12 protein-coding genes are annotated in these 12,170 nt (G+C 58.4%); 5 read left to right on the plus strand and 7 right to left on the minus strand.

What is annotated here, in order from left to right:
* Window positions 1–4: 4 nt before the first annotated feature.
* Together AC1RKH_RS13405 and AC1RKH_RS13410 are read right to left on the minus strand one after the other, a co-directional pair.
* Complete coding sequence (locus AC1RKH_RS13405) at window positions 5–1,186, minus strand: amino acid ABC transporter permease (protein WP_493062392.1); 1,182 nt, start codon at window positions 1,184–1,186, stop codon at window positions 5–7.
* A gap of 65 nt (window positions 1,187–1,251) precedes the next feature.
* The gene (locus AC1RKH_RS13410; protein ID WP_123428736.1) at window positions 1,252–2,283 is read right to left on the minus strand and encodes an amino acid ABC transporter substrate-binding protein; all 1,032 of its coding nucleotides are present in this window, start codon (window positions 2,281–2,283) and stop codon (window positions 1,252–1,254) included.
* A gap of 468 nt (window positions 2,284–2,751) precedes the next feature.
* Here AC1RKH_RS13410 and AC1RKH_RS13415 point away from each other — a divergent pair, with 468 nt between their 5' ends.
* From AC1RKH_RS13415 to AC1RKH_RS13435, 5 genes are all read left to right on the plus strand, one after another.
* Window positions 2,752–3,408 (plus strand): alpha/beta hydrolase, encoded by a 657-nt coding sequence (locus AC1RKH_RS13415; RefSeq protein WP_123428738.1) that lies wholly within the window; start codon window positions 2,752–2,754, stop codon window positions 3,406–3,408.
* Window positions 3,409–3,504: 96 nt separating this feature from the next.
* A complete protein-coding gene (rhlB, locus tag AC1RKH_RS13420) occupies window positions 3,505–4,992 on the plus strand; it encodes an ATP-dependent RNA helicase RhlB (RefSeq protein ID WP_493062393.1) in 1,488 nt (495 codons plus the stop codon).
* Window positions 4,993–5,121: 129 nt separating this feature from the next.
* On the plus strand, window positions 5,122–6,069 hold the full coding sequence (locus tag AC1RKH_RS13425; protein ID WP_493062394.1) for an ornithine cyclodeaminase family protein: 948 nt from the start codon (window positions 5,122–5,124) through the stop codon (window positions 6,067–6,069).
* A 152-nt stretch (window positions 6,070–6,221) separates the two neighbouring features.
* Complete coding sequence (locus AC1RKH_RS13430) at window positions 6,222–7,349, plus strand: NAD(P)/FAD-dependent oxidoreductase (RefSeq protein ID WP_493062395.1); 1,128 nt, start codon at window positions 6,222–6,224, stop codon at window positions 7,347–7,349.
* 90 nt (window positions 7,350–7,439) lie between these two features.
* Window positions 7,440–8,066, plus strand: coding sequence for a helix-turn-helix transcriptional regulator (locus tag AC1RKH_RS13435; RefSeq protein WP_493062396.1), 627 nt, complete (start codon window positions 7,440–7,442; stop codon window positions 8,064–8,066).
* 118 nt (window positions 8,067–8,184) lie between these two features.
* On the opposite strand, the gene AC1RKH_RS13440 is transcribed toward AC1RKH_RS13435, so the two are convergent.
* The 5 genes from AC1RKH_RS13440 to AC1RKH_RS13460 all read right to left on the minus strand — a co-directional run bounded on the left by AC1RKH_RS13440 (window position 8,185) and on the right by AC1RKH_RS13460 (window position 12,072).
* On the minus strand, window positions 8,185–8,961 hold the full coding sequence (locus tag AC1RKH_RS13440) for an ABC transporter substrate-binding protein (RefSeq protein WP_493062397.1): 777 nt from the start codon (window positions 8,959–8,961) through the stop codon (window positions 8,185–8,187).
* Window positions 8,962–9,279: 318 nt separating this feature from the next.
* Window positions 9,280–9,729 (minus strand): molybdopterin synthase catalytic subunit MoaE, encoded by a 450-nt coding sequence (moaE, locus tag AC1RKH_RS13445; protein ID WP_493062398.1) that lies wholly within the window; start codon window positions 9,727–9,729, stop codon window positions 9,280–9,282.
* Between the two features lies 1 nt (window position 9,730).
* Window positions 9,731–9,973, minus strand: coding sequence for a MoaD/ThiS family protein (locus AC1RKH_RS13450; RefSeq protein WP_123428752.1), 243 nt, complete (start codon window positions 9,971–9,973; stop codon window positions 9,731–9,733).
* Complete coding sequence (gene moaC / locus AC1RKH_RS13455) at window positions 9,970–10,443, minus strand: cyclic pyranopterin monophosphate synthase MoaC (RefSeq protein WP_054593900.1); 474 nt, start codon at window positions 10,441–10,443, stop codon at window positions 9,970–9,972. The genes AC1RKH_RS13450 and moaC overlap by 4 nt, the downstream gene beginning before the upstream one ends.
* A 237-nt stretch (window positions 10,444–10,680) precedes the next feature.
* Window positions 10,681–12,072 (minus strand): PhoH family protein, encoded by a 1,392-nt coding sequence (locus tag AC1RKH_RS13460; protein ID WP_123428756.1) that lies wholly within the window; start codon window positions 12,070–12,072, stop codon window positions 10,681–10,683.
* Window positions 12,073–12,170 lie beyond the last annotated feature (98 nt).

The following is a 12,170-nucleotide window of genomic DNA, read 5'->3' on the forward strand; positions in this document are numbered from 1 at the left end:
TTCCTCACCGCTCGATCAGCGCAATGCGCTTGTTGTACCAGTTCATCAGCAGGGAAATGCTGATACTGATCGCCAGGTACACGCTCATGGTGATGGCAATTACTTCGATGGCTTGCCCGGTCTGGTTCAACACCGTGCCGGCAAACAACGAAACCATTTCCGGGTAACCGATACCGGCCGCCAGCGAGGAGTTCTTCGCCAGGTTCAGGTATTGGCTGGTCAGCGGCGGAATGATCACCCGCAGGGCTTGCGGGATGATGACCTTGCGCAGGGTCGGACCATTGCGCAGCCCCAGCGAACGCGCCGCTTCGGTCTGACCGTGGCTGACCGAGTTGATCCCGGAACGCACGATCTCGGCGATGAACGCCGCGGTGTACACCGTCAGGGCCAGGGTCAGGGCCAGCAGTTCCGGGATCAGCACCCAGCCACCGACGAAGTTGAAGCCTTGCAGCTTCGGCAATTCCCAATGCAGTGGCGCACCGAAGATCAGTGCGCACAAGGCTGGAATCACCAGAAACAGCGCCAGGCCGGTCCAGAACTTGTGGAAGGGTACGCCGGTCGCTTCGAAGCGCTTGTTGGCCCAGCGGCACATCAGCACGATGGCGACGATAGCCACCACGAGGCTGATCACAAACGCCCAGAACCCGCTGGCCATCTGTGCGGCCGGCATGTTCAGGCCACGGCTGCTGACAAAGAAGGTATCGGCGAAGTTATGGCTGTTGCGCGGCCCTGGCATGGTCAGGAACACCGCGAAATACCAGAACAGGATTTGCAGCAACGGCGGAATGTTGCGGAAAGTCTCAACGTAAACTGTCGCCAGCTTGTTGATGATCCAGTTCTTCGACAGTCGTGCCACGCCAACGATGAACCCCAGAATCGTCGCCAGGATCACGCCGATAAAGGTCACCAGCAAGGTGTTGAGCAAGCCGATGACAAACACCCGGGCATAGCTGTCCGATTCGGTGTAGTCGATCAGGTGTTGCGCGATGCCGAACCCGGCGCTGCGCTCAAGAAAGCTGAAACCGGAGGTAATGCCCCGGTGTTGCAGGTTGGTTTGAGTGTTGTTGAACAGGTACCAACCCATCGAGATCACCGCGACAATCGTGATGATCTGAAACAGCCACGCACGCACTCGCGGATCGCTGAGGCTGAGCCTCTGCTTTGGTGCGCCGATTGAATTTTGCATGAAGTGCCCCAGAAATAATGGAACAGAACATCACCCGGCGGTTGGCCCGCCGGGTGATAGAACCATCAGCGCACTGGTGGTGCGTATTGAATGCCGCCGTTGGTCCACAGGGCGTTCAGGCCACGGTCGATTTCCAGCGGAGTGCTCTTGCCGAGGTTTTTCTCGAAGACTTCGCCGTAGTTACCGACTTGCTTGACGATTTTTACCACCCAGTCTTTCGGCAGTTTCAGATCTTTGCCGTACTCGCCGTCAGTGCCCAGCAGACGGGCGACGTCCGGGTTCTTGGTCGATTTGGCTTCAGCCTCGACGTTTTTCGAAGTGACACCGGCTTCTTCGGCGTTGAGCATTGCGTAGCCAACCCAACGAACGATCGCCAGCCACTCATCGTCACCGTTACGCACGACCGGCCCCAGAGGCTCTTTGGAGATGGTTTCCGGCAGAACCACGTAATCTTTAGGCGAGGCCAGTTTGCTGCGCTGTGCATACAACTGGGACTTGTCGGAGGTCAGTACGTCGCAACGACCGGATTCCAGCGACTTGGCGCTTTCATCGGAGGTGTCGAAGGTAATCGGGGTGTACTTCAGGCCGTTGGCCCGGAAGTAGTCGGACACGTTCAGCTCGGTGGTGGTACCGGCTTGAATACAAATGGTCGCGCCATCCAGTTCCTTGGCACTCTTCACGCCCAGCTTGCTGTTGGCCAGGAAACCTACGCCGTCGTAATAGGTGATGAAGCCAGGAAACTTCAGGCCCATGCCCGCGTCACGCGAACTGGTCATGGTGGAGTTACGCGACAACATGTCGATTTCGCCGGATTGAAGAGCAGTGAAGCGCTCCTTGGCGTTCAACTGGCTGAACTTGACCTTGGTCGCGTCACCGAATACAGCAGCGGCCACAGCGCGGCAGTAGTCAGCATCGATACCGACGATCTTGCCGGTAGAGTCCGGAACCGAGAAACCCGGCAAGCCGTCGCTCACGCCGCACTGCACGAAGCCTTTCTTCTGCACAGCATCCAGGGTTGCACCCGCCTGAGCGAACCCACTGACACCGAGAACTGCGGCCGCAGTCACGACTGCCAGGGTGGATTTCAACATCTTCATTCAAACCTCCAGTTTTGCTCTTGTTGTGTCGGAGCTTGAGTCCTGCCGCACCCTTATGAGGCACTGTTGACCCGTGTTGGCTTTTTGTTGGGTCAAGCGGCGTAAGACCTTAGCTATGAGTCTAGTAGGAGAAAATCCACATCATGGAAAACTCACTTCTCACCAATCGGCCGAACGGGCTGTAGCCCTTTCACGTTCGCGAAGCCCGTAGCGGCCACTGGCGAACATCCATCACCGGATTCTTTGCTATCCCACAGCCAGCAGTACACTGATAGTGTTACCGCCAGACGCAGGATTACTTGCACCGGTTTTTCCATAGCAAAGCCCGTACCAGACTGGCTGCTAAAGCGATTCAGCGACCAGTCAAGAGAAAAACTTTCATTCTTGCGACATATTCTTAACTGACAGACCAGCCGTGCACTTTGAGCTCGCACTCAAAGAAAGCGAACGCACAACATTGGAGCAAACATGACCCAGCCCCTTATTCTTCAGCCCGGCAAGCCTGTTGACGCCTGCGTGATCTGGCTGCACGGCCTGGGCGCCGACCGCTACGACTTCTTGCCGGTGGCCGAAGCCCTGCAGGAAAACCTGTTGACCACCCGCTTCGTCCTGCCCCAGGCACCGACCCGCGCAGTGACCATCAATGGTGGTTACGAGATGCCGAGCTGGTACGACATCAAGGCCATGAGCCCCGCCCGCAGCATCAATCACGAAGAACTGGAGGTGTCGGCCCAAACCGTCATAACGCTGATCGAAGAGCAGCGCGCCAGCGGAATAGACGCCTCGCGGATTTTCCTTGCGGGTTTTTCCCAGGGCGGCGCAGTGGTGCTGCACAGCGCTTTCCTGAAATGGCAGGGACCGCTGGGTGGCGTACTGGCCCTTTCCACTTATGCACCGACGTTCAGCGATGAACTGGAACTTTCAGCCAGCCAACAGCGGATTCCAGTGCTGTGCCTGCATGGTCAATACGACGATGTTGTACAGAACGCCATGGGACGCAGCGCGTACGAGCATTTGAAGACCCGTGGTGTCACCGTGACATGGCAGGAATACCCAATGGGTCACGAAGTGTTACCTGAAGAAATTCGCGATATCAGCGTCTGGCTCGCGGACCGCTTGCGCTAATACAGAAACTTCCTGTAGCTGTATGACCAACACACTACGCCGCGCCCGTTTCTTGCATTACACTGGCCGGCGTACATTCCTTAACCAATTGATGAGATGACCGTGCTCAAAGCACTCAAGAAAATGTTCGGTAAAAGCGAGGCTGAGCAGCTCGCGCCCAGCTCCAGCGCACCTTCCCACACACCCGGCAACCGCACCGACGGTCATCAGTCTGGCCGGACCGCAGCTGTCGCGGCACCGAAACATACGCCCGCGAACACTCCGGCCACCGAGCCTGTTGCCGAACCTGTTACACAGCAACCGCGCAGCGAGACGCCAAAACCTGCGCAACCGCGCCGCGAACGCGCGCCGAAACCTCCTGTCGTCGCCTGGAAACTCGAAGATTTCGCCGTCGAACCTCAGGAAGGCAAAACCCGTTTTCATGATTTCAAGCTAGCCCCGGAGCTGATGCACGCCATCCAGGACCTGGGTTTCCCGTACTGCACGCCGATCCAGGCGCAGGTATTGGGTTTCACCCTTGCCGGCAAAGACGCCATCGGTCGCGCCCAGACCGGCACCGGCAAAACCGCCGCGTTCCTGATCTCGATCATCACTCAACTGCTGCAAACCCCACCGCCGAAAGAGCGCTACATGGGCGAGCCACGGGCGCTGATCATTGCACCGACCCGCGAACTGGTGGTGCAGATCGCCAAGGACGCAGCAGACCTGACCAAGTACACCGGCCTCAACGTCATGACCTTTGTTGGCGGCATGGACTTCGACAAGCAACTCAAACACCTCGAAGCTCGCCATTGCGACATCCTCGTGGCTACCCCGGGCCGTCTGCTGGACTTCAACCAGCGCGGCGACGTGCACCTGGACATGGTCGAAGTGATGGTGCTCGACGAAGCTGACCGGATGCTCGACATGGGTTTCATCCCACAAGTGCGTCAGATCATTCGCCAAACCCCACCGAAAAACGAACGTCAGACCCTGCTGTTCTCCGCGACCTTCACTGAAGACGTGATGAACCTGGCCAAGCAATGGACCACCGACCCGTCGATCGTAGAGATCGAAGTCGCGAACGTGGCCAGCGAAAACGTCGAACAGCACATCTACGCCGTTGCCGGTGCCGATAAATACAAGCTGCTCTACAACCTGGTGACCGACAACGGTTGGGAACGGGTGATGGTCTTCGCCAACCGCAAGGACGAAGTGCGGCGCATCGAAGAACGCCTGGTGCGTGATGGCGTCAACGCGGCCCAACTGTCGGGTGACGTTCCGCAGCACAAGCGCATCAAGACCCTGGAAGGTTTCCGCGAAGGCAAGATCCGCGTCCTCGTGGCCACCGATGTCGCCGGTCGCGGGATTCACATCGACGGCATCAGCCACGTGATCAACTTCACTCTGCCGGAAGTCCCGGACGACTACGTCCACCGCATTGGTCGTACCGGTCGTGCCGGCGCCGATGGCGTGTCCATCAGCTTCGCCGGTGAAGACGACTCCTACCAGCTACCGTCCATCGAGGCGTTGCTGGGTCGCAAGATCAGTTGCGAAACCCCGCCGACCCATCTGCTGCGCCCGGTAGAGCGCAAACGCCCGTAAGGTCGTGTCGTAACAAAAGAAGCGCAGCCGGCAACGGACTGCGCTTTTTTTACGCCTGGATATTGCCAAACAGAACAATAAGTCCACAATGGACAAATTAGTTTACTTGCGAATCCACGGAGCATCTGCATGTCCAGCACACCTTATGTGATCGCCAAACCCCAGGCCCGCGAACTGCTTGATCAAGTCGACGTGCCGAAGATCCTGCGCAAGCTGTTCCGCGATCTGGCTGCTGGCCAGGCCGTGCAGCCAGCGCAGCAACTGGTGGAGTTTCCACAAGGCGCTGGCGACTTCATCAACTACCTCGGGGTGTTGGCCGAAGATGGTGTGTACGGGGTGAAAACCTCGCCCTACATCGTGCGCAAGGAAGGTCCGCTGGTGACCGCCTGGACGCTGCTGATGTCGATGCAAACCGGCCAACCGTTGCTGCTCTGCGATGCTGGTGAACTGACCACCGCGCGCACCGCCGCGACCACTGCCGTCGCGATTGATGCCCTTGCCCTGCCGAACGCCACGCGCCTGGCAATCATCGGTAGCGGCCCGGTCGCCCAGGCTCATCTGCATTACGCGAAGAATGTACGGGACTGGCAAAGCATCAGCCTTTATTCGCCGAATCTGGCGAGCCGGGATCCGCAAATGCTCGCGCAACTCTCGGCCATCGACTCGCGCCTGAAGGTGCGAGACAGCCGCGAAGAAGCAACCCTGGACGCCGATGTGATCATGCTGTGCACCTCGTCTGCAGGACCTGTGATCGACCCGCGGACATTGAGCAAACCGACGCTGATCACTTCCATCAGCACCAACGCAGTGCGTGCCCACGAGGTGCCGCCTGCAACGCTGAGTGAAATGCAGGTCTATTGCGACTATCGCCTGACCACGCCAGGTTCTGCCGGCGAAATGCTGATCGCCAGTGAACAACACGGCTGGGACAAAAACTCGATTGCCGGCGACCTGGCCGAACTGCTGAGCGAACAGGCGCCACCTCCGGCTTATGATCGCCATGTGTTCTTCCGTTCCATCGGTCTGGGCCTGGAAGACATTGCCCTGGCCAATGCCGTCTACCAACTGCTGAAGTGACACCACGCCCCCCTGTAGGAGCTGCCGAAGGTTTGGGCCGCATTCGGACGATCTTTTGACCTTGCCTCTAAAAAGATCGCAGCCTCGTTCCACTCGGCAGCTCCTACAGGGGCATCTATACCATTGGCATTTACGCCCATCAGGAGACGTTCATGACCCAGGCAGACTTCATCATCATCGGCGGTGGCATAGCCGGTGCTTCCACCGGTTTTTGGCTGTCGCAACACGGTCGGGTGATCGTGCTCGAACGCGAATCCCACCCGGCCTACCATTCCACCGGGCGTTCGGCCGCGTTGTACACCGCCGCTTACGGTACGCCGCAAGTGCGCGCACTGACCCAGGCCAGCCGGGACTTCTTCGATGCACCGCCGGCCGGATTCTGCGAACACCCGCTGCTGACCCCGCGCGGCGAGATGACGGTCGACTTCACCGGTGATCCGGACGAGCTGAACAACCAATACCTGAGCGCCAAGGCGACCGTGCCACAGATGCAACGGCTCAGCGCCGACGAAGCCTGTGCACGAATTCCAATTCTGCGCCGCGAGAAAGTTCATGGCGCGATCTATGACCCCACCGCCACGGACATCGACACTGACGCCCTGCATCAAGGCTACCTGCGCGGGATCCGCCGCAACCAGGGCGAAGTGCACACCGACAGCGAAGTCCTGAGCCTGAAGCGCGATGCCGACAATCTCTGGCAAGTGAAAACCGCCCAGCAGACCTTCAGCGCACCGATCATCATCAATGCCGCCGGCGCCTGGGCCGACCAACTCGGCGAGATGGCCGGCGCCAAGCCTCTGGGGCTGGTCCCCAAGCGTCGCGCAGCCTTCATCTTCGCAGGTCCCGAAGGGGTGGATATCCACGACTGGCCGATGCTGGTCAGCCTCGACGAATCGTTCTACATGAAGCCCGATGCCGGAATGTTCCTCGGTTCGCCGGCCAATGCCGACCCCGTCGAGCCGCATGACGTGCAGCCAGAAGAGCTGGACATTGCCATGGGTATCTACCAGATCGAAGAAGCCACCACCCTGACCATCCGCCGACCGACCCGTACCTGGGCCGGCTTACGCAGTTTTGTCAGCGACGGCGATCTGATCAGCGGATTCGACCCGCAGGTGCCGGGGCTGTTCTGGGTGGCCGCGCAGGGGGGTTACGGCATTCAAACCTCACCCGCCATGGGTCAGGCCAGTGCCGCGCTGGTTCGCGGTGACGCCTTGCCGGAACGACTCAGCCGCTTTGGCCTCAGCGCCGCAATGCTCTCCCCTTCCCGCCTCGGCTGAACCTGCCGCCAAGGTGACGTCTGACCTCGATTACGGCAAACTCCCAGCGCCCCTTTCTCTATGGGGCGCTGATTGCCTGGAGCAACACCGATGACCCCACCTCTTCAAGATCCTGCACTGGATAACTTCCGGGCGATCGCCGACGCCATTGCCACGCTGTTTTTCCCCCACGCCGAGGTGGTGCTGCACGACCTGCGCACGCAGAAAATCGACTACATCGCCAACAACATTTCCAAGCGCGAAGTCGGTGACGATGCCGCGCTGGAGGACATGCTCAGCGAAGAAGTCAGCGAGCGGAACATCGGCCCGTACGAAAAGCTCAACTGGGATGGGCAAAAGATCCGCAGTCTCAGCAGCGTACTGCGCGACAGCGATGGCCATCCGATTGCCGTGCTGTGCATCAACCTGAATATTTCGCTGTTTGAAAACGCCAAGGCGGCGCTGGATCTGTTCCTCTCACCGAGCAAGCTGATCCCGCAACCCGATGCGCTGTTTCGCGACGACTGGCAAGAGCGCATCAACACCTTTCTGCATAACTGGCTGCGAGAGCGGCAACTGGGTCTGAATATGCTGACCCGCGAGCACAAACGCGAGCTGGTGCTGGCGTTGCACGCCGAAGGCGCCTTCAAGGGTAAAAGCGCCTCCAACTATGTGGCCAATGTGCTGAACATGGGACGGGCGACGGTGTACAAGCATTTGAAAGAGCTGAAAGGCTGAAACCTGACCTGAGAGGTGTGTTGGCTGGTAGGGCCTCATCGCGAGCAAGCTCGCTCCCACAATGGACCTGTGTTCGCAGGACTAATGTGGGAGCGAGCTTGCTCGCGATGGCTATCAATCAATCGCCGTAGATATCCGACTTGAAGTACTTGGCTTCAATCTTCTGGTATTCGCCATTGGCGCGAATACCGTCAATAGCATTGTTCAGCTCGGTGACCAATTCAGTGTTGCCCTTGCGCACCGCAATCCCTGCACCTTCGCCCACGTATTTCGGATCCTTGAGCTCCGGCCCGACAAAGGCGTAGCCCTTGCCGCGAGGTATCGACAGGAAGTCACTCAGCGGAATGGTATCGGCGAAAATGCCATCCAGACGCCCGGCTGCCAGGTCCATGTAGATCTCTTCATTGTTGCCGTAACGTGCCACCTTGATGCCCTTGGGCTCGAAGACCTCCGTGGCGTAACGGTCCGTGGTGGTTGCCCGTTGCACACCAATGGTCTTGCCCTTGAGGCTTGCGTACTGGTCATCAACTACCGCGCCGTCCTTCATCACCAGCCGCGATGAAGTGAAGTAGTACTTATGGGTGAAGTCCACCGACTTTTTACGATCTTCGTTGATGGTCATGGACGACAACGCTGCGTCGATTTTCTTCACCTTGAGGGAGGGAATCAGACCATCGAACTCGCCCTCGACCCACTCGCACTTGACCTTCATCTGCGCGCACAGCGCGTTACCGATGTCATAGTCGAAACCGGTGATTTTTCCATCCGCGGTCTTGGAGGCAAACGGCGGATACGCCGCTTCGATACCTATACGCAGGGTTTTCTCGGCGGCAAACAGACTGCTGCACGCCAACAGGCTCAGGGCCAGGCCACCGATCAGGGGGAGCTTCTTCATGTTCGTTTTCTCGCGGGTTGTTGTTGGTTTGGCAAGACAGAAGAAAGTGAAACGGGAAACGTCTTTTTTGTACTTATAATTCCATACTGGACTTTTATGTATTTCCCGTCAATCAGGCGCGCGCAGTTCTTTCAGCCTCTGGTCGGGAGGTGAATCTGGAGGAAATTCGGTGTTGTTGATGGCCCTATCGCGAGCAGGCTCGCTCCCACAGTGAATCTTCGTCGTACACAAAATTTGTGTCTGATGGAGATCAACTGTGGGAGCGAGCCTGCTCGCGATAGCGGACTGACAGCCAACAAAGAAACAGCAGGCTACTGACTACTTCCAGCGATCCGCCGCCGCGTGATCACTGTCACGCCCTTCCACCCAACGCGGGCCGTCGCTGGTGTTTTCCTTTTTCCAGAACGGTGCACGGGTTTTCAGGTAGTCCATGACAAAGGCGCAGGCGTCGAATGCCGCCTGGCGGTGGGCACTCGCGGCACCGACAAAGACGATGGGCTCGCCCGGCTCCAGAGCGCCGATGCGGTGCAGCACTTCCAGCTTGAGCAGCGGCCAGCGCTGTTCGGCCTCAATGGCGATTTTGCCGAGGGCTTTTTCAGTCATGCCCGGGTAGTGCTCAAGAAACATCCCGGCCACATCGAGTCCATCGTTGAAGTCGCGAACATAACCGACAAAACTCACCACTGCGCCAATGCCGACGTTCGCCGAATGCATTGCATTGACTTCAGCACCCGGATCGAACGCCGTGGACTGCACACGAATCGCCATCTCAGCCTCCAGTAACGGTGGGGAAAAACGCCACTTCATCACCATCGACGAGTGGCTCGTCGAGCTGGCACAAGTCTTCATTACGCGCGCACATCAGGTTCTGCTCGCTCAGCACCTCGGCACCCTCGCGTTGCGCCAACAACAAACGCACATCGTCGACCGTGGCGAAATCGCCTTCGACACTCAACGAATCAACGCCCAGCGCCTCGCGGTAACGGGCAAAGAATTTCACCGTCAGCTTCATTGATCAGCCACCTGATAATGCCCGCTCTTGCCGCCAAGCTTCTCCAGCAGGCGTACGGTTTCGATGACCATGCCACGGTCCACGGCCTTGCACATGTCGTAGATCGTCAATGCGGCGACACTGGCAGCGGTCAGTGCTTCCATTTCCACCCCGGTTTGCCCGGACAGCTTGCAACGGGCGACGATGCGCACCGCATCGAGGCCTTCGGCACTGAGCTCGACCTTGACGCTGGTGAGCATCAACGGATGGCACAGCGGGATCAAATCGGAAGTTTTCTTCGCCGCCTGAATGCCGGCAATGCGCGCCACAGCGAATACATCACCTTTGGGGTGACCACCGCTGACGATCATCTGCAGGGTTTCAGGGAGCATACGCACAAGCGCTTCGGCCGTGGCCTCACGGAACGTCACGGCTTTTTCGGTGACGTCGACCATATTGGCGCGACCTTGGGAATCGAGATGAGTCAGCACAGCCTTACTCCTGATCAGGAGCAGCGATTGTAAACCCGTGGGTCAATTTTTCGCGAGTTTGATTGCAAGACCACCATAAATCAATGTGGGAGCGAGCTTGCTCGCGATTGCAGCCTGACATTCAGCAATGATATTGACCGACACGCCGCTATCGCGAGCAAGCTCGCTCCCACAGGATTATTCGTCGGACATAAAAAACCGGGTGCCCTGAAAGGCACCCGGTTCTGGTGGGACAGGTTACAAATGAGATTCGGCGTATTCGGCCAGAATCGAACGCGGCACCCCTTGCAGGGTGATGTGCACACCGTTGGGGAAATCCTTGAAGCGTTCAGTCAGGTAAGTCAGCCCGGAACTGGTCGCGGACAGGTAAGGGGTGTCGATCTGCGCCAGGTTGCCCAGGCACACCACTTTGGAACCGGCGCCGGCACGGGTGATGATGGTTTTCATCTGGTGCGGGGTGAGGTTCTGGCATTCGTCGATCAGGATCAGGCTCTGCTGGAAGCTGCGGCCCCGGATGTAGTTGAGGGATTTGAACTGCAACGGCACTTTGCTGAGGATGTAGTCGACGCTGCCATGGGTGCTTTCGTCATCCATGTGCAAGGCTTCGAGGTTATCGGTAATGGCGCCCAGCCAAGGCTCCATTTTTTCTGCTTCGGTGCCCGGCAGGAAACCGATTTCCTGGTCCAGCCCCTGCACGCTACGGGTCGCGATAATGCGCCGGTAGCGCTTGCTGACCATGGTCTGCTCGATCGCCGCCGCCAGTGCCAGAATGGTTTTACCCGAGCCCGCAGCACCCGACAGATTGACCAGGTGGATGTCCGGGTCGAGCAAGGCGTACAGCGCCAGGCTCTGATAGATGTCGCGTGGTTTCAGGCCCCAGGCTTCCTGGTGCAAGAGGGGTTCCTGATGCAGGTCGAGAATCAGCAGCTTGTCGACCTGGATTTCCTTGATCCAGCCGACAAAGCCCTGCTCGTCGATGATGAATTCGTTGATATGCACGGCCGGCAGGTTGTCGATCAGTTGCACCTGGTGCCAGGTGCGGCCATGGTCCTGACGGGTTTCGACCTTACTGACACGGTCCCAGAACGAGCCGGTCATGTTGTGATAACCATTGGGCAGCAACGACACGTCATCAACCAACTGGTCGGTGCTGTAGTCCTCGGCCGCAATCCCGCAAGCCCGGGCCTTGAGGCGCATGTTGATGTCTTTGGTCACCAGCACCACTCGCAGATCCTTGTCACGCGCGTGCAGGTCGATCAACTGGTTGATGATGATGTTGTCGTTCAGGTGCTCGGGCAGAATGATGTTCGGCTCGGTGCGCTTGCTCATCAGAATCGACAGCAAACCCTTGGGCCCGCTTTTTCCGCGCTGGATAGGTACACCCAGTTCAACGTCTTCGGGAGAGGCGTCGCCCAGGGTCTTGTCGATCAGGCGAATGGCCTGACGGCATTCGGCCGCAACACTGTGAGGGCCGCTCTTGAGCTTGTCCAGCTCTTCAAGGACGGTCATCGGGATGGCAACGTGGTGTTCTTCGAAGTTCAGGAGCGCGTTTGGATCGTGGATCAATACGTTGGTATCGAGTACATAAAGGATTGGCTGGTTGGAGGGGCTACGTCCGTGATCATCCATACTCGGTCACCTGTGTGGGAGCCAGTCGACGCAATACCATGACAGTGTTGCGCCTCGAAGTGGCCACCGAATTCACCTGCCGTACTCAAATGAACTGC

This window comes from Pseudomonas sp. GW822-FHT06B12 (assembly GCF_058799675.1).